This window comes from Neptunomonas sp. XY-337, assembly GCF_004959845.1.
In the GTDB taxonomy this organism is placed as follows: domain Bacteria; phylum Pseudomonadota; class Gammaproteobacteria; order Pseudomonadales; family Balneatricaceae; genus Neptunomonas; species Neptunomonas marina.
In genome coordinates this window covers 303,131-327,183 of sequence record NZ_SPLL01000003.1, presented here as the reverse complement: position 1 = coordinate 327,183, position 24,053 = coordinate 303,131, and the positions used below count along the sequence as shown (strand labels likewise).

The window sequence follows — 24,053 nt, the reverse complement described above, 5'->3', positions numbered from 1 at the left end:
GCTGAGGTGTTGAGATGAAGCGTTTACTGGCTCTTTGTGTGTTTGCGGCCGTGCTGGTTGGCTGCGTGAACAAGCCTAAGCAACCGGGTAACCCCTACTATGCGCCGGTTGCGCCTCAACAGCTACAGCAGCCTCGCCCAATCAACGGGGCTATTTTTAATGCTGCAACGAGCCGTGACCTGTACAGCGATGGGCGCGCTAATCGGATCGGTGACATCATCACCGTGGTGCTGAGCGAGCGTACGCAATCGTCCAAGTCAGCTAAAACGTCAACGGATAAAGAGAGCGAACTATCGCTGCCGCAGCCAACGTTGTTTGGTAATCGTCTGGATGTATTTGGTGCTCCTATTAGTGCCAGCAGTGGTGCTTCTACTAACACCTTTGAGGGTGAGGGTAAGTCGGATATGAGCAACAGCCTAACGGGGAACATCACCGTGACTGTCCATGACGTGAGACCTAATGGTGTCATGCTAGTGCGCGGTGAGAAGTGGCTGACGCTTAACCAAGGTGATGAGTATATCCAGATCAGCGGCCTTGTACGCCCGCAGGATATCGCCGCAGATAACACCATCTCATCGACGAAACTTGCCGATGCACGTATCGGCTATAGCGGTACTGGCGGTGTGCACGATACCAATGTGATGGGTTGGTTGTCGCGTTTCTTTGTTAGCCCGCTGTGGCCACTCTGAGGGGCTTAAAATGCGCTATCTTTTTGTTCTGATCACCTGTTTTCTAGCAAGTATTGCTCACGCAGAGCGTATCAAAGACATCAGCTCTGTTGCTGGTGTACGTTCGAACCAGTTGGTGGGCTACGGTTTGGTGGTCGGTTTGGATGGTACGGGGGATAAGACCTCATTCACATCGCAAACATTCCGTAACATGCTCAACAACTTTGGGGTGGCGATTCCGGCGAATGTGAGTCCATCGTCGAAGAATATTGCGGCAGTGGCGATTCACGCTGATCTGCCGCCATTTTCGAAGCCGGGCCAAACCATTGATATCACGGTTTCTGCCATTGGCGATGCCAAGAGCCTGCGAGGGGGGAGCTTGCTGATGTCGCCGCTGAAAGGGGCTGATGGCAACGTTTATGCGCTCGCTCAAGGTAATCTGGTGGTGTCAGGCTTTGGTGCCGAGGGACGAGATGGATCGCGGCTGTCGGTCAACGTGCCGAGTGTCGGGCGGATCCCCAACGGCGCGACGGTCGAGCGTACCGTGCCTAACGCGTTTAGCCAAGGTGATAGCTTAGTGCTGAACCTAAACCACCCCGACTTCACAACATCACGCCGCGTTGCGGAAGAGATCAATAACCTATTAGGCGCTAACACGGCGAAAACGATCGATGCGACCTCCATTCGGGTGCGCGCACCTCGTGATGCGGGGCAGCGTGTATCTTTTATCTCAGTGCTGGAAAACCTAGAAGTTACGCCAGCTAAAGAGACGGCCAAAGTGATTATCAACTCACGCACAGGAACAATTGTGATTGGGCAAGATGTGCGTGTGTCCCCTGTAGCGGTGACGCATGGTGGCCTAACGGTTGCGATTACCGAAGAGCTCGAGGTTAACCAGCCGAACGGTTTGACTGAGGGCGAAACAGTGATTACGCCGCGCACGGGCATTCAAGTGGATGAAGACTCTGGCCACATGTTTGAGTTCTCGCCGGGGGCTTCCCTGCGCGACATCGTTGAAGCGGTTAACCAAGTCGGTGCAGCTCCGGGTGATCTAATGGCGATCCTTGAGGCGCTGAAGCAAGCCGGTGCACTGAAAGCAGAACTGATAGTGATCTAGCGATGGCAATCAAGAGCATAACTGAACAGCATCCACAGGTTTATACCGACCTCAACGCGCTTAACAAAATTAAGCGTGAGGCGAAAACCGATAGCCCCGAAGCACTGAAGCAAGTTGCGCAGCAGTTTGAGCAGATGTTCATGGATATGCTCATGAAAAGTATGCGCGAAGCTAACGCCACGTTTATCGATGAAGACTCGCCTTTTAACAGCAGCGAGGTGAGCTTCTATCAGAACATGCTGGATAGCCAGATGACCACGAATCTGGCGCAGGGACAGGGAATTGGGCTGGCCGATTTGTTAGTTAAGCAACTGGGTAAACAGTTTGATATTCGAGTGGAAAGTGATGCGAAGCCGAGCGAGTCCCTGAGCGAAGCTGAAGCGCTGCTCAATCGCGCTTTCAATAAAGGCAGCAGCGCGGCAGTGAATAACGTGTTTGAGCAGCTCAAAGCCCATCAAGTGATCGCGAATGCGGCGCAAGCACCGACCGATGGCGAGACCTTAGAGCAAACCATGGCGCGGCTTAAAGACTCCTTTGTCGATGCGCCACAGCCTACGCGATTTGACTCACCACAAGCGTTTGTGGATGCACTGCTTCCTATTGCGGAAAAAGTAGCGGGTGAGTTGGGTGTCGATCCCAAAGTGTTGGTTGCGCAGGCTGCTCTGGAAACGGGTTGGGGTAAACATATTATCCAAGAGGGTGAGCAGAGTAGCTTCAATCTTTTCAACATCAAGGCGGATAGCCGCTGGGGTGGTGAAAATATGCGCAAACTCACGCTGGAGTACCGCGATGGTGTGGCGCAGAAAGAGCAAGCGTTCTTTCGCTCTTACGCGTCCTACGAAGCAAGCTTTCGTGATTACGTTGATTTTTTACAGAGTAACCCTCGTTATCAGCAAGCACTTGAGGTGGTTGCCGATCCAAAAGCGTATCTGCAGCAGCTGCAAGCGGCTGGTTATGCAACAGATCCCGCATATGCTGAGAAAATCACCTCAATCTATGAAGGCCGTTTGCAAGCGTTGGCCGACAACGATGCTAAAGAAGGCTAGACCTTCGCCGCTATAAAAGAGATGCAATAGAGGTGTTGCTAAGTACTGCTCAGCAGCGCCAGGAGAGTAAATATGTCCAGCTTTAATCTGCTAAATATCGGTAACCAAGCGTTGCGGACAAATCAGTCGGCACTGGCGACCATCGGGCAGAATATCTCGAATGTTAATACGCCGGGTTACAGCCGCCAGACAACTGATATCACATCGTTGCCGGATCGCACCGGTGCCAAAGTTGATAGCGTCAGCCGCATTACCGATCGCTTTTTGACGGAGCAGATGTGGGGAGATCTATCGGCGTACCAGCACACGTTAACCTATGCTGGCCTCTCTTCTGATCTGGATAACTTGCTGGCCACGCAGGTTACCAGTGTCTCTGATGGTTTAGACAACTACTTTAAAGCGATGCAGAATGTGGTTGATGATCCTGTATCGATCCCAAATCGTGAGTTGCTGATTGCGGAATCCGATGCGTTGGTTAAGCGCTTTAATGATCTTGATCGCCACATTGAGCAGCAGAGCGATACGATCAATGCGCGTGTTGAAGACCTGTCTCATCAAGTGAATACCATTTCACGGGGCATCGCTGATCTAAACGATGCGATCCGTATCGCCAACGCGAGCAATGATCCAGCCAATGAGCTGCGCGATCAGCGTGAAGAGCTGGTAAACAATCTATCGAACCTGATTGGTGTGAAGGTGGTGGAGCAGGGCGAAGAGTTCAACATCTTTGTCGGCAACGGTCAGCCCCTTATTACCGGTCAAACAGCTAATAAATTGGTGGCAGTGCAGGGTAATCCAGACTACCGCCAGAGTGACCTTCAGCTTGTGGTTGCAGGTAACGCGGTTGATGTAACTGAAGAGCTGAGCGGTGGGCAGATTGGTGGCTTATTGCAGTATCGCGAAGAAGCGCTGAACGATGCGCGGGACGAGCTGGGCCGTATTGCCATCGGTGTTGCTGCTAGCATGAATGAGGCGCACAAAAACGGCATCGACCTAAACAACGATTTCGGGAAGAACTTCTTCACAGATATCAACGCCGACAGTGTTCAGCGGGGGCGTATTCATGCTGACGCGAATAACCAAAGCGTTATTTCCCAAATGCGGGTTGAGATTCAAGATGTAGGTCAGTTAGAGGCGTCCGATTATGAACTGATCTATGAAAACGACCGCCAGATCACGCTGATCCGTAACAGTGATGGTAAACAGTTCACGATTAATCAGCTTCAGGATGTTGGGGCTGATCGCACCATAGATGCCAATCTATTAAACTGGGGCGGCAATACAGCGCCGGTCGTGGATGGCGATGGCTCCACTGTGCCCTCGGCACCCTTAACACCGGTCGTAAATGGTATTGCCGGTGGGGCTACGGTGGTGAACTCTGCACAAGGCATGGCTGATTTTATGAACAGCCAGCCTGGTCTATCCGGCGTCACTGCCGAGACTGCTATCAATATCAGCGGTGTTACTGAGGCTGGTGGTGATGGCGTGAGCTTTGATCTTAAGATCAATGATGCGACCGGCACCACGCAAACAATTACAGTGAACTTACCCACCGGTGCTACCAGCAATGACAATGTAGCGACGGCAATTAATGCCGCGCTGGCTGCTGAAACAAGCGCCAACGGCACCGACTTTAGCAACTTACAGTTAAGTGAAGCAGACGGCGGCGTTAAACTGCTGGACCGGACCGGCGGAAACATTACCGTTGATGCCAGTGGCGGCGCGAACGCCGATATCATCGGCATTCAGAACTATGCAGCGAATGGAAGTTTGGTTGCTGGTGGCCCAGTGAATGTGCAGGCGGATCTAGCCGGTAGCGATACCGGCACGGTTGTTGGTTATTTAACGAATGCGCAAGCGGAGGCCGACAGCAGCGTTGATAGCTTCTCTATTAGTTCACCCGGCGGTGCGCTTATTGGTGGCACCAGCCCTGCTGTGTTGGTGGATGGCAGCAACAACGTTGCCTCGCTTGCGAGTGATACGACCTCTAATATTGCCGCGCTTGATCAAGGTGAGTACTACCTCGACCCAGATCGCGGCACGCTCGCGTTTGCGGTGGATGGGTTTAAAGTTGTCATCGATACCACCCAGCAGTTGGTGCGTGGAGATCGTTACCTGATTCAACCAGTGCGCACAGGTGCCGAGGATTTAGGGCTAGAGATCCAAGATGGTAAACAGCTGGCGTTGGCTTCTCCTATTCGCATTACATCGGACAACACTAACCAAGGTACGGGGGTCGCAACGGCGAAGGTCACTAACCCTGATGCGCTTGCTTTCGCACAGCCTGCAACGCTGACGCCGCCGGTGGATATTGTTTTCAATGGTGGTCAGCCGACGACCTACAATCTTTATGATATGAGTAACCCAGACAATCCAACTTTGCTGAGCATCGACGGTGTTGTGCAGTCTAACCGCGCCTATGTGCCCGGTGGTGAAATCGCGCTGGATGGTTACTCGGTGACCATCTCAAATGAACCAGAGGCGGGTGATCGTTTCTCGTTCACGTTTAACAAAGACGGTGTTTCAGACAACCGCAATGCGATTGAGCTATCTGACTTGCAAAACGCCGATGTCTTCAACGATGGTTCTTATCAAGATCTGTACGGCAGTTTAGTTGAGCGGGTGGGAACGCGCACAGCGACCAATAACATCACCGTCGAGGCGAATAAGTCGGTCCTTGATTCAACCACCAGCGCGAAAGCGGGTGTTTCTGGCGTTAACTTAGACGAAGAAGCGGCTAAATTGGTGCAGTATCAGATGGCGTATCAAGCTTCGGCACAGTTGATCAGCACGTCGCAAACGGTATTCGATACCTTGCTAAGCAGCATATAACGGGAGTAGATGATGCGAATTTCAACACAGCAGCAATATCTGCAAACCATTGATCAGATGCAGCGAACCCAAGCAACGCTGGCTGACAAGCAAAATGAGATCAACACGGGTAAGCGCTTGCTAACACCCTCTGATGATCCTGTTGCGGCAGCGCAAGTGGTGAAGCTCGAGCGCGAATTAGCTCAGTACGAAAAGTTTGACGACAACATCAATGTCACTAAACGCCGTCTACAGCTAGAAGATTCACTCCTTGACGATATTAATATCGCGATGGACCGCATCAACGAACTGGCACTAAAAGCCGGTAACGAAGCCACGCTAACGGATCAAGACCGTAAAGGGATTGCCAACGAGCTATACGAGCTGACTGACTATGTTGCGGGGCTTATGAACACGCAAGACTCGGAAGGTGAATATATCTTTGCCGGTAGTAAAGGCAGTACAAAACCTTATGAGGAGTTAGCGAACAACCGTTTTGCCTATCGCGGTGACGACGGGCAGCGCTCGATTCAAGTAGGGGGTGACCTTTACATCGCATCGAATGATTCGGGGCAATACCTGTTCGAAGCAGTCGAGGGCCCGCTTGAAATAAATATGACTGGGGTTGCGATTGCTGAAGCAAATGCCACCAACACCCAGCCGTTTATCCGCGAAGCGAGTTTCAGCAGTACGGCGCTTGAAGAGCAGTTCCTACAAGCCACAGAGGGCGTTGGGGATATCACGATTCGTGTGGATGAGCCGCAGCCCAACGTCTTTGAATACAGTGTTTTGGATGCCGCAGGTAATCCGGTAGCGGATACCGATGGTACTCCACTGCAAAATATTCCAGCAGGTGACCTTAGTACCACGCCGCTGGCGGTTAACATGTTCGGCTTAACGTTCGAACTGCACGAGCCGAGCAATGGCGTGAACGGGAATGAGATCACGCTAAATATCGAGCGCGAGCGCCAAAATATTCTCGATGTTGCTGTTGATCTGGCCAAAGTGCTGGAGCAGCCTGTTGATGGCCCTGAAAGCAAAGCAGAGCTGTCTGAAGCGGTAGCAACGGCATTGAATGGTGTGCAACAAGCGCAAGATCGTAACAACGAAGCCCGTACGACCTTGGGTTCTCGTTTAAGTACGCTGGAGAAGATTGCGGAATCCAATATCGATTTTGAGCTTTTCACCAAAACCGCTATTTCGCGTCTTGTGGATACTGATATGGCCGAGGCGATCACTGAGTTCCGTTTTGCGGAAGCAACGCTGCAAGCGTCGCAAGCGACATTTGGCCGGGTTGCGTCGCTCTCTTTGTTTAACTACATCAATTAACAACAGCGCTTTGGCTTACCAGCGTTAAAGTTGCTGGTAAGCTTTGGCCATCTGCTTTCCCTTATTCGCTGCTTGTTGCTCTTTGCGCAACTCCTCTTGGCGCGCACGGATGAACTCTACGTTCTCGCTGTCTAGTTGGCGAATGTCATTCAACGCTTTATCAACGGCCAAGCTTTCCTGTTCTGAAGAGGGAGGTGTTGCTGTGGCGGCTTGAGCTAAGATAGCCTCTCGTTGAGCAAGCATCTCTTCTACCTCATCCCATGTTTTTTCTTCTACAGCTGCGCGAATCTTTTGGCTTAGAGCCAGCGCTTCTTTAACTAAATCATGCACTTGGACCACCTCTCGTAAAAGTCAGATATTTGCTAAAGGAACTATTGCAATAGTCGATAACTTTAAGTACCGAGGCAGTAATCTGCCAGAGAAAAATAAAATTAAAGCATCTGAAAATTTGGTCGATAAACAAATCATAACCGGTAGCAATTAGAGACAAAACCGGAAGTGAACATAAAACAGCCAGTCGCACCTGGTTGATATGAGGAGAGAATCTCATGGCAATGGTAATCAATTCAAACATCATGTCGCTTAACGCACAGCGTAACTTGCAGGCGTCTTCTAACGAGCTGAACACTGCGATGGAACGTCTTTCCAGTGGTAAGCGAATCAACTCTGCTGCAGACGATGCTGCGGGCCTTTCGATCGCCAACCGTATGACATCTCAGGTTAATGGTCTTAACCAAGCGATGCGTAACGCGAACGACGGTATCTCTTTGATTCAAACAGCTGAAGGTGCGCTGGACGAGTCGACTAACATTCTGCAACGTATGCGTGAACTGTCTATTCAGTCTGCCAACGGTACTTACGACAGCGGTAACCGTTCTACGTTGAACGCAGAGGTTAAGCAGCTGGTTGCTGAGCTGGACCGTATCTCTGAAACAACAGCGTTTAACGGCCAGAACATCCTTGATGGTTCGTTGGGTAAGGTTGATCTGCAAGTAGGTTCTGAAGCGAACCAAACTATCGGTTTGGAAATTCAGGCGATGGACTCTAAAACACTGGGTCTAGGTTCTACTAGTGGTGACGTATTAGGTGCCGAGAACACTCTAGCGGCTGATACAACTGCGCTGACAAACAACTCTGTAACGATCAATGGTCAGTCTGTACTGGCGATTGGTGAGACTTGGACTGGCGGTACAGATTCACTGGGTGAGCTGGTTGAGAAGATCAACACGAACGTACGTGGTGTTACTGCTTCTACATACAGCGAAGTTGAAGCAGATAAAGCGGGTACAGGTGTCCTAGTTGAAGGTACTGATAGCTTAACTGTTGACGTGGTTAAGCTAGATGGCGAAACACTATCTTTCAGTATCACTGGTACAGAGAGCATGGAAGAGGTCGTAGATAAGCTGAACACTGAGGGTGGTGGCTTGATCTCTGCATCGCTAGATGATGGCGGTAAGCTCGTTGTTAGCGCAGAAAATGTAACTAGTCTAGAGCTGACAGGTGCGGGTGCTGCTGCAAATACTGGTGATGACGTATTAGGCTTGGGTGCAGGCGCTGATGGTGTGGTTAACACTGCATCTATCTCACTTGCATCAGAAGATGGCAGCGACATTATTATCGAGCGTGGTAGTACTGGTACAACGGCTGACCTTAAGTCGCTAGGTTTCCGCGAGAACAACGTGGGTGGTGTGATTGAAGGTGGTGCTTGGGATGGTTCGACAGCTCTAGCAGTGGGTGATCTGAGCATCAACGGTGTTGACGTTGGCGCCGCTGAGAGTGCGAAACTTTCTGACAATATCGCCGCAATCAACAAGGTCAGTGACCAGACAGGTGTTACTGCAAACGCTTTCACATCGGTAGAGATTGACACAGCGACAAACTCCACTGGTGCGGGTACTGCTGCGGCATTCACTCTTAACGGTGTGACTATCGCTGCGGGTGCTGATGCCAAGATCTCGACTACAGTGACACAAATTAACGCGAAGTCGGATGAGACAGGTGTGACAGCTGTTCTTGAAGGTGATCTATTACGCCTAGAAGGTGATGTCGCTTCTATCACGTTCGGTGACGCATCAGGTGCTAGCGATAACGGTGCTGAACTGGCCGGTGTCCTCGGTGCAGGTCTTGCAGCGGGTACTGATGTCCAAGACACAGACGGTGGTGTGAAGCTGACATCAGACAGCGGCGCCCCTATTAGTGTTGATGTCACAACTGATGGTGCGAATGCAACAGGTCTTCTGGATGCAAACACAACATCGGGAGGCAAGTTCGGCGCAGCAGTAAATAGCATCGATATCTCGACAGCTGCGGGTGCGCAAAAAGCGATCGGCATCATCGATAACGCACTAGAAACTATTAACGAAACACGTGGTGATCTGGGTGCGGTTAACAACCGTCTGGACTTCACAATCAGTAACTTGTCTAACGTTGCTGAAAACGTATCAGCTGCACGTTCACGTATCGAAGATGCAGACTTCGCAGCAGAATCTGCTAACCTAAGTCGTGCGCAGGTTCTACAACAGGCAGGTACTTCGATGTTGGCGCAAGCAAATGCGGCGCCTCAGCAGGTACTGTCACTACTTCAGTAATATTTCTCTGGATTAAACAGCCAGTTGTAAATCCCTCACCACCTTCGGTGGGGGATTTTTGGTTAAGGAGGTAAACAATGTCAGTCGAATCAATGAACGCCACAAGTATGGTGTCGACTACTACCCAACCGGCCAATACCCAGCAGGTTAATCAGAACCAGCAAGCCGCGATAGCAGAAAAGCAATCGCAAGCGGCAGAGGCCCAGGAAGCTCAAAAGCTAACAGCTGAAGAGGTTCAAGATGTGGTCGATAAGCTGAATGATTTCATGCAAGGGCAGCAGCGTAACTTGAATTTCTCTGTGGATAAGGATACTGATAACCTTATTGTTAAGGTGATGGATACCCAAACGGAAGAGGTCATCCGCCAGTTCCCTTCTGAGGAAACGCTGAAGCTTGCGAAGCACATTGAAGGGATGCTTGGGCTAATCTTTAACGACAAAGCCTAGTACGTTTTAGCTTCTTAGGGAGGGCTTATGGATACTAATATTATTTCGGCACTGGGCGGTGGCTCGGGTATCGACACTAAAAAACTGGTCAGTCAGCTAGTTGAAGTTGAGAAGGCGCCGCAACAAAATCGTATCGACTCCCAAAAAGAGAAGCTGCAATCACAAATTTCGGCATATGGCTTACTGAAAAGTAGCTTGTCCGAGTTTCAAAACGCACTAGCGCCACTCAGTAATAACGATACGTTCAATGCGCGTTCCGTGGCCTTCCCTGAAACCGGCACGGTGACGCCTAACTCGTTAGACGCTAACGCTCAGGTTGGTACTTACCAACTCGGTGTTGAATCAACAGCACAATCGCAGTCTTTGGCTGTGAATGCTTCGTTTGCAGATGCCAATGCTGCAATGAATGTGGCGGGCAACCTAACAATAAAGCTGGGTGAATGGGCCTATGATGGCAGCAATAACCCGCAGTCCTTCACCGAAAATGAAGCGCAGAAATCTCTAACAATAGAAGTTGTCGCAGAGGACTCGCTGCAAGATTTGGCGGATAAAATTAACGCTGCCGATTCTAATGTGCAAGCGTCTGTATTGTTAGTTGATGGCGAACATCAGCTGCTTCTATCGGGCCCGTCTGGTAAGGCGAATGCGCTAGAAGTCACGAACGACAATAGCCAGCTCGATATCTTCTCTTACAATGCTTCGAATCACGCGAATGTAACCCAAACACAGCAAGCTCGGGATGCTGAGATTACAATCAATGGCTTAACCGTTTTCCGGGAGAGTAATGAGATTGATGATGTCATTCCTGGGTTAAGTTTTACATTGAACAAAGCTGAACCTGGTGAGACGTTCACATTCTCGATCAGCCAAGACAAGGGGACCGCTGAACAAGCGATTCGTGATTTCGTGACGGCGTATAACTCGCTTTACGAGACAGCGAAAAACCTAACGGGGCTGACAACAGACGAAGAGACCAACGAGACAACAGCAGGGAATTTATCCACAGATGGTGCGGCAAAGGCCGTCATAGCACAGTTGCGTTCGATGATGACGGGTGCTGTGGCTGGGGTAGATGGTTCAAACTCTTTGTCGAGTATCGGTATTCGTACCCAGTTGGATGGAACACTGGAGCTGACCGATGATTTCTCGAATGCAGTGAGCGATAACTTTGCTGTCCTACAGAATATTTTTGCACCGCAAACCTCCTCGTCTACCAATCAGGTGGATGTCACCATCGGTAATTACGCTGGGAACACTGTACCCGGCAGCTATACTGGCACAGTGACCGCGCCGCCAACGAAAGGCACCGTCAGGAGTGATATTCCCTTTGCTGCGTTTACGACAGGCGCTGGGGATAATACTTTCTCTATCGCGGTAGATGGCACGACGAGCGGCGTGCTTGAGTTGTCTGGTACGTTCAATACGGCAGAAGAGTTACGGGTTGAGCTACAGTCGTTGATTAACAATGATAAGGCGCTCAAAGATGCGGGTAACTTTGTTGATGTCGTCGTTGATGGCGGCCAGATACAGCTAGTCTCTCGTACTTATGGCAGTTCATCAAAAGTTGTCTTTGAAACAGCGGGTGCTGAGTTTGCCACTAATACCGGCCTCAGCGAGACTTCAAGTTCGGTCATTGGTAACGATGTGCAAGGCACAATTAATGGTGAGCCGGCATTCGGTGCCGGTGAAATCTTATTGGCAAAGATTGATAGCGACCCTTACGGGCTTAACTTTGCCGTGAAAGAGGGGATGACGGGGGATTTCTCATTTACATTCTCGCGCGGACTATCCAGTGAGCTCAATCGGCTGATCGACGGCTTCTTGGGTGATAACGGAGCCATCAATAGCCGCGAGGAGAACATCAACCGACAAATTAAAGGACTAGCAACCGATCAAGAGAACCTTGATCGACGTATGACGATCTACCAAACTCGTCTAACTCAACAATACCTAGCGATGGAACGGGTTGTTGCGAGTCTAAACACAACATCAGACTCGTTAAACGGCCTAACTGATCGATTACCTTTTACGGCGAAGTCCTCATAATCTTGAGAGCAACGCTACTTGGAGTAAAACATGTCTGTTAATTTAAGTGCCCTAAAACAATATCAGAACGTTGATGTGCGGGCGTCAGTCGAAACAGCTTCCCCTCATGAGCTGATTACCATGTTATTTGACGGTGCATTAACGGCGATGGCGAAGGCCAAGGGAGCGATAGAACGTGATGATATTAATGAGCGCACCACACATCTAAATAAAGCAAATGATATTGTTCTTGGCTTGAAAGACTTCCTGGATCATGAAAAGGGTGAGGACATTGCAGCCAACTTAGATCTGCTTTACGACTATGTTGTTCGCGCGTTGTTGCAGGCTAACCGTGATAATGATGCTGAGAAGGTTCAAGAAGCGATGGATCTTATTTTGCAGGTAAAATCCGGCTGGGTACAGATGGAAGTCCCTGAGTCCTAAGTCTTAAACCCACTATCAAGAACCCGAGCAGCGCCTCGGGTTTTTTGTTGGCTGTTGATAAGTATTAATGATGTGCCATTTTTTTGGCATAAAAGTTCCAAGTCTGCTTGTTAAATCACGTTTCTTTGCTAGTATGTCAAAAAAATGACGTGCGATAGAGTACGGAAATGGCAGCTAATTCACATGTTTTACTCGTAGATGACGAGGAGCAAAGGCGGCAAAACTTGGCCGCTGTATTTAGCTTTTTGGGCGTCTCTCACGAGGTCTCCAGTTTCGTTGACTGGTTTCAAACTTCTCAGCCGAACCCCTGCACTTTAGCCTTTATTGGTAAAAGTGCCCTACCGGTATCCCTCGATAAATTGGTGTCACGGTTTCGTGATCAGATGCCAGCAGTGCCTTTATGCCTGTTAGATGGCTGGGACGAGGCTGAGTTGCTCTCGGCTGCGGCAAACGCGCAAATTCTCAGCGTGCTCGAAGAGCCGCTTTCAGAGCGTGTGCTAGCAGAGCTACTTTCGCAAGCGGAGCGCTTTGGTGCTAGCCACCGTGCCTTGGAGGAACCTAGCTTCCCGCTTCTAGTGGGCGAGAGCGCTGCCATGAAGCATCTTAAGCTCGTTATGGGGCGTGTTGTCGAGCGGGACGCGAGTGTGCTGATCACCGGTGAGTCGGGTACGGGAAAAGAACTGGTTGCGCGTAGCTTACATGAACTATCGCCACGTAACGGTGAACCCTTTGTACCCGTTAATTGCGGTGCCATTCCTCCTGAACTTCTCGAGAGCGAGTTATTTGGCCATGAAAAGGGCGCTTTCACTGGCGCCGTCTCGGCTCGTGCTGGGCGTTTTGAGATGGCCAACAACGGCACGCTATTTTTAGATGAGATCGGTGATATGCCGATGGCGATGCAGGTTAAGCTGTTACGTGTGCTTCAGGAGCGCTGCTTTGAACGTGTGGGTGGTTCCAAAACGGTGCATGTGGATGTTCGTGTGATCGCGGCAACCCATAAAAATTTAGAGCAGATGATTGCAGAGGGTAAGTTCCGCGAGGACCTTTTCTATCGTCTCAATGTTTATCCCATAGAGACGCCACCGCTGCGCGAGCGGGAGGGTGACGTCGCACGGCTGACAGACTACCTCGCGAATCAGGCTCAGCAAGTGGGTCTAGGGCAGCTGATACTCTCGGGGCCAGCGCGTATGGCACTGGATCAATATGATTGGCCGGGAAATGTGCGTGAGCTTGCCAACCTTGTTGAACGTTTGGCGATTATGCACCCTGATGAGGAGGTAAACCTTTTAGACCTTCCGGATAAGTATCGTGCTGGTTTAGACCTTGGTGACTTTCCGATGAGCTCCAGCGTCGTTGCGGAGCCTCCAACGACTGAGCAACCCTATCTAAGTCGAAACGATTTGATGTTGCCGGAAGATGGGATTGACCTGAAAGCGCAGCTTGAGAGTATCGAGCAAGACTATATTCGGGTCGCTTTACAGCGCACTAATCAGGTTGTTGCCCGAGCGGCCAAGCTACTCGGCGTACGGCGCACAACATTAGTTGAGAAGATGAAAAAATATGGTATCCAGCGAGGCGATGATGAGTGAAGTTGAGGCGCTCAAACAAGCCCTAGCTGATAAAGATGTTGAGCTGACAGAGCTGCGAGATCAGCTTGCCGAGCAGAGCGCACTCGAGAGTATGTTTGCTAGGCGAATGGCCCAAGTGCTGAAGGTGATGCCTGCGGGTGTCATCGTTATTGGTAATCAAGGGCGAGTGGCGCTCGCGAACCCTGCTGCTGAAGCGCTACTGGGTAAGCCCTTGATTGGCGAGCTATGGATGCAGGTCATCAATCGCTCATTCGCGCCCAAGAATGATGATGGGCACGAGATCTCGCTGCGTGATGGTCGGCGAGTGAGCTTGCTGACATCTGCCATGCAGGATGAAGCTGGGCAGCTAGTACTGCTGACCGATCAAACTGAGACACGCTTATTGCAAGGCCGTCTGTCGCAGTATCAGCGATTATCGGAGATGGGGCGCATGATGGCATCGTTGGCCCACCAAATTCGCACGCCACTGGCGGCTGCAACACTCTATGCAAGCCACCTAGAGCGCGACGCGATTACAGATGCACAGCGTAAGAAGTTTGCCGCTAAAGTATCCTCACGCCTTGCGCACCTTGAGCAGCAAGTGCGAGACATGCTGGTCTTTGCGCGCGGCGAGATGCAGTTAGAGGACCGTATTAGTGTTGCTCAGCTATTGCGCTCTATTGATGAGATGTTGGATGTGCCACTTGCCGAGTTTGATGCCGACTGTGAGTTCGATGATCGAACTGAAAGTGCTTGGTTGCAGTGCAATCTGGAGATGTTGCTCGGCGCACTACTTAACTTGATCAACAACGCGCTACAGGCGTGCGGCAAAGGTGCAGAGCTGGTGATTTTGGCGGAAGTCTGTCAAGAGATGGTGTGCTTGCGTGTGGTCGATCATGGCCCAGGTATGACGCCTGAGCAATGCCAGAAAGCCACAGAACCTTTTGTCACGACCAAGTCCCACGGCACGGGGCTTGGCTTAGCCGTTGCCAATGTCGTTGCTCAAGCCCATAACGGCCGTTTCGAGCTCTCTTCGGTGGCAGGGGAAGGCACAATTGCAACGGTGTGTTTGCCACTTATTAGCGATTTAGAAAAGGAAAATGAATGATGTCTATCCGTGTCCTCGTGGTTGAAGACGATAGCGAACTACGTGAAGCGCTGGTGGATACCTTAGAGCTGTCTGGTATGTCGGTCAGTGAGGCTGAGCATGGTGAAGCCGCATGTGAAGCACTGGCGCGCGCCAGCTTTGATATCGTCATTACCGACGTCAACATGCCTGGTATGGATGGTCATGCCTTGCTAGGGGTTATTCGGCAAAAGTACCCGTTGCTGCCTGTTTTGTTGATGACGGCGTTTGGGCAAGTGAGTAAGGCGGTTGATGCCATTCGCAGTGGTGCGGCCGATTATCTGATGAAGCCTTTTGAGCCGGATGTCTTGATTGCAGCGGTCGAGCGCTTTGCGCGGGGCGAGGTAGCAGAACAGCAAGCTCCGGTTGCCAGCGATGAGCAGAGTATCCAATTACTTGAGCTAGCAAGGCGCGTCGCCGCGACAGATTCGACGGTGCTGATTGCTGGTGAATCTGGGACCGGTAAAGAGGTATTAGCGCGCTATATACACAATCACTCCAGCCGAGCTGAACAGCCTTTCATTGCGATCAACTGTGCTGCGATCCCTGAGAACATGCTTGAAGCGATGCTGTTTGGGCACGAGAAGGGTGCATTTACCGGTGCTATTGCAAGCCAACCCGGCAAGTTCGAGCAGGCGAATGGCGGTACCTTACTGCTGGACGAAGTCACGGAGATGGATTTAGGGCTGCAAGCGAAGCTTCTGCGCGTGCTGCAAGAGCAGGAGGTGGAGCGTGTTGGAGGCAAAGCGCCGATTAAGCTGGATGTGCGTGTGCTTGCCACAACGAACCGTGAGCTGCGCCAGTATGTGAGTGAAGGCGCATTTCGCGAGGATCTCTATTACCGCTTGAATGTTTTCCCATTGCACTGGTCGCCACTGCGTGAGCGGCCTGCGGATATTGTGCCGCTAAGCGAAGCGATATTACAGCGCCTCTGTTCGAAAATGCAGCGCCCCGTCGTGGCGCTTTCCGATACAGCAAAAACTAAATTAACCGACCATACATGGCCAGGTAACGTGCGGGAGCTGGACAATGTGTTGCAGCGCGCCCTTATTCTACAGACGGGCCCTGAGATCTATGCTGAGGACCTCTTTATCGAAGAGGGCAATATGACGCTGCGTATGGAGCCTGCCGTAACGCCCGCTGATGTTGATGAAAAAGCGGCTGGGGCGCTTGAAAACGATCTACGTGAGCATGAGTTTCAGTTGATTATTGATGCGCTAAAAGAGACGGGTGGTAGCCGAAAAGAGGCGGCTGAAAAGCTCGCTATTAGTCCGCGAACCTTGCGTTATAAACTTGCAAAAATTCGTGAAGCTGGCTTGGATCTGGATGCCCTACTCAAAAGGTAGAATGTGACGAAAAACGGTTTGTAAAACATAGATTTAATGGTCTTTTAGTAGTGGGTCTAAAGCCCGATAGACCAATGTCTAATTCAGAGCAAAGCAGCCCGTTGGGTATAACAAAGGCTGATCATTCCTTACTAATCTGCAGCGAAAAAATAATAACAATGCGCTAGTGGGTAAAACGGGCAAATAATTAAAACAAGCAAGCTAAGGGCATCACCATGAGTGAAAAGGTATATCCAGTCTATCCAGAGATCGCAGCAGGCGCGCACATCGACAGCGCGAAGTATGAAGTCATGTATGAGCAGTCGGTCAATGATCCTGATGCATTTTGGGGAGAGCACGGAAAGCGAATCGATTGGTTCAAACCCTACACGAAAGTAAAGAACACAACCTTCGATCCACACAACGTTGATATCCGTTGGTTCGAAGATGGGACGCTAAACGCTGCATACAACTGTTTGGATCGCCACCTTGAGACCCGCGGAGATCAAGTAGCGATTATCTGGGAAGGCGACGACCCAAGCGAGTCGGAGAACATCACATATCGTCAGTTGCATGAGCGTGTTTGTAAGTTCGCAAACGCCTTGAAAGGTCAAGGTGTTGAACAAGGTGATGTTGTCACGCTCTACATGCCGATGATTCCAGAAGCAGCTATTGCAATGCTCGCGTGTGCGCGTATCGGCGCCGTGCATTCAGTGGTATTCGGTGGTTTCTCTCCAGAGGCGTTAGCAGCACGCGTGGAAGGCGCTAACTCTAAAGTTGTTGTTACGTCCAACTACTCGCTACGTGGCGGTAAAGTTGTGCCACTTAAAGAAAACGTAGACAAAGCGCTGGAACATGCAGGTGCTGCGGCTTGTTGTCAAAGTGTTATCGTCGTTAAGCGCGTTGATCAAGATGTGGCATGGGATGGTGCACGTGATAAGTGGTACGAAGATCTCGTTGCGGATGCATCTGCAGACTGTCCTGCAACTGAGTTAGACGCAGAAGCGCCGCTATTTATTCTGTACACGTCAGGTTCTACTGGCGCACCAAAAGGTCTAAAACACACGACTGGCGGTTACATGGTTTACGCATCCATGACGCATGAGTATGTTTTTGACTACAAAGAGGGTGATATCTACTGGTGTACAGCGGATGTGGGTTGGGTCACCGGTCACAGTTACATCGTTTACGGCCCGTTGGCTAACGGCGCAACAACTCTGATGTTTGAAGGTGTTCCAAGCTATCCTGACAACAGCCGTTTTGGCCGTGTTATCGAAAAACATAAGGTCAATCAATTCTATACAGCGCCAACGGCTATTCGTGCGCTGATGCAGCAAGGTGAAGATGTTCTGGGTGATGCAGATCTGTCTTCGTTGCGTATTTTGGGTTCTGTGGGCGAGCCAATTAACCCAGAAGCGTGGGAGTGGTACCACCGTATTATCGGTGACGAGAAATGCCCAATCGTTGACACATGGTGGCAAACCGAAACGGGGGGGGTGATGATCGTTCCGTTACCAGGTGCAACGGCTGCGAAACCGGGTTCTGCTACGCGTCCATTCTTTGGCGTACAGCCAGCGCTGTTCGACAATGAAGGCAAAGCGCTTGAGGGTGCTACTGATGGTAACTTAGTTATTACAGACTCTTGGCCATCGCAAGCGCGCTCTATTTGGGGGGACCACGAGCGCTTCATTCAAACGTACTTCTCAACATTTAAAGGCGTTTACACCACGGGTGACGGTGCACGTCGCGATGAGGATGGCTACTATTGGATCACAGGGCGTGTTGATGATGTTATCAACGTTTCTGGCCACCGTATGGGTACAGCCGAGGTTGAGTCAGCATTGGTTGCTCACCCGGCGGTTGCCGAAGCGGCAGTAGTGGGCTACCCGCATGATGTGAAGGGCCAAGGTATCTATGTATACGTAACGCTACAAGCTGGCTTCGAGCAGTCGGATGAGCTGATGAAGGAACTACGCAACCATGTGCGTGGTGAGATCGGTCCTATCGCGTCACCAGACCTTATCCAGTTTGCGCCAGGTATGCCGAAAACACGCTCCGGTAAGATCATGCGCCGTATCCTGCGTAAGATTGCCGAAGATGATTTTGGTGCGTTGGGTGATACATCTACGTTGGCTGATCCAACGGTGGTTGACGACCTGATCGAGAATCGCATGAATCGAAAATAGCTAATATAATCGTTTAGCTACAGTCAATTCGTCGAAAACTCCCCCTATAGCGCAAGCTTAGGGGGAGTTTTGCGTTTAAAGAGATGGTATTATCGAAGCATTCAAAAAAGAACCATAGAGTTTTGGGTGTGGGTTCACCTGGGGGATACAGCATGCAACTAGCAAATAAGATCATAATCGCTGACGACCATCCTTTGTTCCGAGCAGCGTTACGCCAAGCTGTTGGTCAAGCCATTGAAGGCGTTGAAATAGTGGAAGCCGACTCGCTGGCGGCAGTACAAGAGGCGGTTGTTGAACACAGTGATGCTGATCTTGTGTTGTTAGATCTGCATATGCCGGGCACGAATGGCTTTACTGGACTGGTATTCCTGCGGGGACAAAACCCCGGTATGCCGGTTATCGTTGTTTCGGGCAGCGAAGAGGTCAGCGTGATGCAACGCGCAATGGATTACGGTGCATCTGGCTTTATACCGAAATCGGCACCACTTGAAGTGATCTCTGAAGCGATTGTTGCAGTACTTGAGGGCGAAGAGTGGCTTCCACGTGAAATCACTGAGAGCACCGAAGATGATGTCACAGAGGAGGAGCGTAAGTTCGCTGCCGCTCTTGCATCGTTAACGCCTCAGCAATTCCGCGTCTTGACGATGCTAACAGAAGGTTTGCTCAACAAGCAGATCGCATATGAACTCAACGTTTCTGAAGCGACGATCAAAGCACACGTGACAGCGATCTTGAGAAAGTTAGGGGTTCATAGCAGAACTCAGGCCGTTATTGCTGCGCAAAAACTCAGTGTTGACCCAGCGCGCACTGAGCTCGACTAAAAAGACAAAACAAAAAAGGGCCGTTAAGGCCCTTTTTTATGACTGCTGATTACGACTTACTGGTTGCGATCAGCTTGTTGATCATCGCTCTCAGTGCCGCTGGCTTAATAGGTTTGGTTAGCAGTTGAGCACCAAAGGTATCAACCTCCTCTTTTACTGCTTCTGTTCTATCTGCAGTAATCACAAGCGCAGGAACTTCTTGCTCCCAGCACTCGTAAAGCGCTTTTAATGCCATGATGCCGGTATCTGTTTCACCGAGATGGTAATCGGCCAGCACAATATCTGGTGGTGGCGCTCCGTTTCGGTAATTTTCAAGAGCATCGCTGATTGATAGTGCGGTAGCGGTTTCACAGCCCCAACCTTGTAGCAGTGCGCACATACCTTCGAGGATCTTGGGCTCGTTATCAATCACCAGTGCCCGGGTTCCATTAAGCGCTTTACTGCGAATCCAGCCACGCTGCTCAGGCTTAGCGCTAACCGCTTTTGTCTTATCGCCTAGCGGCACCTCTACGCTGAACACGGTACCCGTACCAACCCACGAGCGCACATTGACGCGATGCCCCAGCATCTTAGCAATCCGTTCAGTAATCGCCAGTCCGAGCCCCAGCCCTTGTACTTGTGAGTGTTTTGGGTTGTCTATGCGCCGGAACTCCTCGAATACTTCCGCAAGGCGATCTTCTGGAATACCGACGCCGGTATCCCACACTTCGATACGAAGGGCGGAGTCTATGCGTCTGCAGCCGAGCAAAATACGTCCACCTTGGGTATAGCGCACAGCATTTGATAGGAAGTTTTGTAATATTCGGCGGAGTAGTTTTTGGTCAGAGACAACGTATTGTTCAGATTCTACGTAACGGAACCCTAGCCCTTTCTCTTGAGCGAGCGCGGTGAACTCGGCGCTGAGGTTGGAGAATAGGTTGCTCAGTGCAAAGTGGCTGATAACTGGTTCAAGCGCCCCAGCATCGAGCTTGGAGATATCCAGTATGGTGGTGATGAGCTCCTCTGCTGCCTTTAGAGAGCCGTCGAGATTTTCAACGAGCTGTTTTGTATCTGGTGAGTCATGGCTTTGTTGAGCCAGTGCAGAAGTAAACAGCCGTGCAGCATTGAGTGGTTGGAGTAAATCGTGGCTTGCTGCTGCCAAAAAGCGTGTTTTGCCAATATTGGCGGCGTCTGCATCGCTTTTCGCTTGGCGCAGCTCATCCTCCATGAGTGCACGAATGGTGTTTTCTTTACGCAGCTCTTTATTCACAACAGATAGTGCATGTGTGCGCTCTTTGACTCGGTGCTCCAGAGTCTCATTGGTGACTTGCAGTGCCACTTCAGCCTCACGTCGCTCCGTAATGTCTTGATAAAGCGTGAAGTAGCCGAGTATTTCGCCGAACTCGCCAATATGCGGAATGTAGGTTACCTCGGCAAAGCGTTGAATATCGGGGTCTGTTGAGGGCAGATCGGTCTCAAATTTTTGGCGCTTGCCTTGGAGTACCGCCTGTATATAAGGGCTGCGCTTAGTAAACTCGGCCTCGCTTAGCACTTTTTTAGCGTGCATTCCGACCACCTGATAGCGGCTCATGTTAAATGCATCTGCATAGGCTTTGTTGACGAATAAGTAGTGTTGTTCCGTATCTAGGTAAGCGATCAACACCGGTACGTTGTCCGTGTAAATGCGGATATTTTGCTCGCTCTCTCGCAACGCTTCCTCGACTTGTTTGTGTTGCGTGATATCCATGTAGGTATTGATGTAGCCGCCATTGGGCATGGGGTTGCCGCGCACTTCTAGAACACTGCCATCTGGGCGATAGCGCTCGTAACTGTGCTGCTTGGCTGAGCGAATGCTTTGCAGGCGTTTCTCTACCTGATCGTCTGGATTTCCGGGGCCGTATTCGCCTTTTAGCGCGTTGTAACGAAAGATCTCTTCAATCGATCGGCCGACGCATATCAAACCGTCTGGATAGTTGAACATCTCAACATAGTTGCGATTCCAAGCGACTAGTCGCATCTGTTGATCGACGACGCTGATGCCAAGGCCAATGTTCTCAATCGTGGACTGCAATAAAGAGCGATTGAAGCGCAATGCTTGCGATGCTTCATCTACGATGGAGACAATATCGCCTATCTGCATCTCTTTGCCTCGTATGGTGGATGCAAGGACGATACGCGCCGATGAGGCGCCAATGACGCCAGCTAGTAGGCGTTCGGTAAAGGAGATAAGCTCGGGAGTCGCTTTGTCACCAGAAAGTGGGGGCTCTTCATCGCGTTGAATGGCGTAGCCAGTGAAAGCATGTTGGGTTCTGCTTAGTCCGAGAAAGCGCTCTGTGAGCATTTGGAGGTCACCCACTGTCACAGTGCCTTGATGGCGAGAGGGCTCGTTCAAATTCTGGTTATAAACATCAACGAATGCGCTGGCTTGCAGCCGATCAACGAGTCTCTGGTTGGTGTATCGGGAGATAAGTACATACAGCATCACATTGGCCGACAAGCTCCATACAACGCCATGGGTCAGTGGGTCTAACCCCGATAGGCCGAGCAAGGCTGTCGGGTTTAAGATGCCGCTTGCGAAAATGCCCACCTTAAGGAATGAGGGATCGATGATTCCGCCATCGATCATTGTGGGAAGTACCAGCGTATAGATCCACAAGAGAAAGCCGACCCACATGCCCACGAGGACGCCTTGGCGATTACCTTTTTTCCAAAAGATGCCGCCGATAATCGCGGGTACAAACTGAGCTGCCGCGACAAAAGCCAGCAAGCCAAACGAGGCTAGCGGACCTTGATTGCCCAGAATTCGATAGTAGAAGTAGGCCAGTAGTAGCAGCGTAATAATGGTAAAGCGGCGAACTTTTAATAGTAAGGCGCCAAGGTCATTCGTTTCGGCTAGGCGCAGGCTACGAATGCGGAAGAGCAGCGGCATCACGATGTCATTACATACCATCGTCGAAAGCGTTAGGCTGGCCACGATAACCATGCTGGTCGCCGCAGATAAGCCGCCAATAAACGCAAATGTAGCCAGCTTTTCAGAGCCTGCGGCTAATGGCAGCATTAAAACGAACGTGTCGGCATCAATATCCACACCGGCAAAGTAAAGCGTACCGGCTGATGCGATAGGCAATACCAGTGCGCCCATCAGGATCATATAAAAAGGAAACACCCAGCGTGCTGTGCGTAAATTGGACAGTTTGGTGTTTTCCACAACAGTGACATGGAACTGTCTTGGTAAACAGATAACAGCCATGCAGGCGAGCATGACCTCGATGAGAAAGCTCCCCCCGAGGAAGTTATGGTATTTATTCTCGGTGTAAAGCTGTTGGATGGTGTGCTGCACGGCATCGTTGACGCCATCGAAAACCTCAGTTGACACGAATAGGCCAACGGCGAGAAATGCGCTGAGTTTTATGATCGATTCGAACGCAACAGCCAGTACCAAGCCTTCATGGTGCTCTGTGGCGTCAATATGTCGGGTACCAAAAAGGATAGCGAAGATCGCCATTAAAATAGCTACAAAAAGCGCAGTATCACTTCCCTTACTGAGTGCTTCTGTGGCCCCAGGAGCGAGTGCATTATAACTAATGGCAACCGCTTTGAGTTGCATAGCGATATAGGGAATCGTTCCCATAACCGCAATAACAGTAATCAGTACTGCGAGAGATTGGCTTTTCCCGTAACGGGATGAAACAAAGTCTGAAATACTCGTAATATTTTGCTGCTTGCTGATGAGTATTATTTTCTCAATCACTTGCCATGCAAAAATATAAACAACGACAGGGCCGATATAGGTTGCTAAAAACTCCCAGCCGGAATTAGTGGCACGCCCTACCGCACCATAAAAGGTCCAAGAAGAACAATATACAGCCAAAGAAAGAGAGTAGATAAAAGGGTTGTTAGCGTAGCTTCTGCCGCGGCTAGTTTTATCGCCGTAATAAGCAATGGCAAACAATAAGCCAACGTAAAGAAGCGATATGAGGATGACTGACCAGCCCGACAACATAAGGGTAAACCTTTATTTTAATTTGAGTGACTTAAATATTAGTTTACCTCAACCAATAAGCGAGCCGAATCGTTTCTTATACCTTTGTATAAACTGTTGTTCGATAAGGACTTTAGCGCTTGCTTCTTTAGCCCTTTACTATTGCGTGCTGCGTGGGATTAGGGGTTAAAAAAGCGATGGTTGTACCGACTAAAGTCGGGGCTTTGTTTGCAGAAAGTCTTTGATAGATTCAGCTTGTCTACTTAATCACAATTCCGATAAAAAAAATTAAGGGAAAGTGCCATGTCAATTAGTAGTGAAAACGCAAAAGCCTATTGGGGCGAAAATTTGCGCATTATCGTAACTTACCTCGCTATCTGGTTTGTAGTGTCTTACGGCTGTGGGATTCTATTTGTCGACCAGCTTGATCAGATCCAGTTCTTTGGTTTTCCATTGGGCTTCTGGTTTGGGCAGCAGGGTTCAATCTTTGTCTTCGTTGGTTTGATCTGGGCATATGTGTTCAGCATGAACAAACTTGACGAAAAATATGACGTTCACGAATAAATATAATAACTTTTAAGGACGGCGCTAA

17 protein-coding genes are annotated in these 24,053 nt (G+C 50.3%); 15 read left to right on the top strand and 2 right to left on the bottom strand.

The features are described from left to right. Nucleotides 1-14 precede the first annotated feature (14 nt). From flgH to flgL, 5 genes are all read left to right on the top strand, one after another. A complete protein-coding gene (gene flgH, locus E4L36_RS08645) occupies nucleotides 15-689 on the top strand; it encodes a flagellar basal body L-ring protein FlgH (RefSeq protein ID WP_136680275.1) in 675 nt (224 codons plus the stop codon). 10 nt (nucleotides 690-699) lie between these two features. Next, nucleotides 700-1,785 carry a flagellar basal body P-ring protein FlgI gene (locus tag E4L36_RS08640; RefSeq protein WP_127694442.1) on the top strand — a complete coding sequence of 362 codons (1,086 nt, stop codon included), beginning with the start codon at nucleotides 700-702 and terminating at the stop codon, nucleotides 1,783-1,785. A gap of 2 nt (nucleotides 1,786-1,787) precedes the next feature. Continuing rightward, the gene (gene flgJ, locus E4L36_RS08635) at nucleotides 1,788-2,831 is read left to right on the top strand and encodes a flagellar assembly peptidoglycan hydrolase FlgJ (RefSeq protein WP_136680274.1); all 1,044 of its coding nucleotides are present in this window, start codon (nucleotides 1,788-1,790) and stop codon (nucleotides 2,829-2,831) included. A gap of 72 nt (nucleotides 2,832-2,903) precedes the next feature. Then, nucleotides 2,904-5,663 (top strand): flagellar hook-associated protein FlgK, encoded by a 2,760-nt coding sequence (flgK, locus tag E4L36_RS08630; protein ID WP_136680273.1) that lies wholly within the window; start codon nucleotides 2,904-2,906, stop codon nucleotides 5,661-5,663. A gap of 12 nt (nucleotides 5,664-5,675) precedes the next feature. Then, entirely contained in the window at nucleotides 5,676-6,971 is a 1,296-nt protein-coding gene (gene flgL, locus E4L36_RS08625; RefSeq protein WP_169051513.1) for a flagellar hook-associated protein FlgL, read from the top strand. Nucleotides 6,972-6,995: 24 nt separating this feature from the next. Here flgL and E4L36_RS08620 read toward each other — a convergent pair whose 3' ends face one another. Further along, nucleotides 6,996-7,301: a flagellar protein FliT gene (locus E4L36_RS08620; protein WP_127694446.1), complete on the bottom strand. Its 306-nt coding sequence runs from the start codon at nucleotides 7,299-7,301 to the stop codon at nucleotides 6,996-6,998. Nucleotides 7,302-7,519: 218 nt separating this feature from the next. Here E4L36_RS08620 and E4L36_RS08615 point away from each other — a divergent pair, with 218 nt between their 5' ends. The 9 genes from E4L36_RS08615 (at nucleotide 7,520) to E4L36_RS08575 (ending at nucleotide 19,500) form a co-directional block, all read left to right on the top strand. Continuing rightward, a complete protein-coding gene (locus E4L36_RS08615) occupies nucleotides 7,520-9,559 on the top strand; it encodes a flagellin (protein ID WP_136680271.1) in 2,040 nt (679 codons plus the stop codon). Nucleotides 9,560-9,636: 77 nt separating this feature from the next. After that, nucleotides 9,637-10,005 carry a flagellar protein FlaG gene (locus E4L36_RS08610; RefSeq protein ID WP_127694448.1) on the top strand — a complete coding sequence of 123 codons (369 nt, stop codon included), beginning with the start codon at nucleotides 9,637-9,639 and terminating at the stop codon, nucleotides 10,003-10,005. A gap of 27 nt (nucleotides 10,006-10,032) precedes the next feature. Then, complete coding sequence (gene fliD, locus E4L36_RS08605) at nucleotides 10,033-12,051, top strand: flagellar filament capping protein FliD (RefSeq protein WP_136680270.1); 2,019 nt, start codon at nucleotides 10,033-10,035, stop codon at nucleotides 12,049-12,051. A 30-nt stretch (nucleotides 12,052-12,081) separates the two neighbouring features. Beyond that, nucleotides 12,082-12,474, top strand: coding sequence for a flagellar export chaperone FliS (fliS, locus tag E4L36_RS08600; RefSeq protein ID WP_127694450.1), 393 nt, complete (start codon nucleotides 12,082-12,084; stop codon nucleotides 12,472-12,474). A 167-nt stretch (nucleotides 12,475-12,641) separates the two neighbouring features. Beyond that, on the top strand, nucleotides 12,642-14,063 hold the full coding sequence (locus E4L36_RS08595) for a sigma-54 dependent transcriptional regulator (protein ID WP_136680269.1): 1,422 nt from the start codon (nucleotides 12,642-12,644) through the stop codon (nucleotides 14,061-14,063). Beyond that, the gene (locus tag E4L36_RS08590) at nucleotides 14,035-15,150 is read left to right on the top strand and encodes an ATP-binding protein (RefSeq protein WP_240770695.1); all 1,116 of its coding nucleotides are present in this window, start codon (nucleotides 14,035-14,037) and stop codon (nucleotides 15,148-15,150) included. The genes E4L36_RS08595 and E4L36_RS08590 overlap by 29 nt, the downstream gene beginning before the upstream one ends. Beyond that, nucleotides 15,150-16,514: a sigma-54 dependent transcriptional regulator gene (locus E4L36_RS08585; RefSeq protein ID WP_136680481.1), complete on the top strand. Its 1,365-nt coding sequence runs from the start codon at nucleotides 15,150-15,152 to the stop codon at nucleotides 16,512-16,514. Before E4L36_RS08590 ends, E4L36_RS08585 begins: the two co-directional genes overlap by 1 nt. A 215-nt stretch (nucleotides 16,515-16,729) precedes the next feature. Then, nucleotides 16,730-18,679 (top strand): acetate--CoA ligase, encoded by a 1,950-nt coding sequence (gene acs / locus E4L36_RS08580; protein ID WP_136680268.1) that lies wholly within the window; start codon nucleotides 16,730-16,732, stop codon nucleotides 18,677-18,679. 152 nt (nucleotides 18,680-18,831) lie between these two features. Then, on the top strand, nucleotides 18,832-19,500 hold the full coding sequence (locus E4L36_RS08575) for a response regulator transcription factor (RefSeq protein ID WP_127694453.1): 669 nt from the start codon (nucleotides 18,832-18,834) through the stop codon (nucleotides 19,498-19,500). Nucleotides 19,501-19,549: 49 nt separating this feature from the next. On the opposite strand, the gene E4L36_RS08570 is transcribed toward E4L36_RS08575, so the two are convergent. Then, complete coding sequence (locus E4L36_RS08570; protein ID WP_136680267.1) at nucleotides 19,550-23,482, bottom strand: NahK/ErcS family hybrid sensor histidine kinase/response regulator; 3,933 nt, start codon at nucleotides 23,480-23,482, stop codon at nucleotides 19,550-19,552. A gap of 282 nt (nucleotides 23,483-23,764) precedes the next feature. Between E4L36_RS08570 and E4L36_RS08565 the strand changes: the two genes are divergently transcribed. Next, entirely contained in the window at nucleotides 23,765-24,025 is a 261-nt protein-coding gene (locus E4L36_RS08565) for a DUF4212 domain-containing protein (protein WP_206052673.1), read from the top strand. Nucleotides 24,026-24,053: the final 28 nt, after the last annotated feature.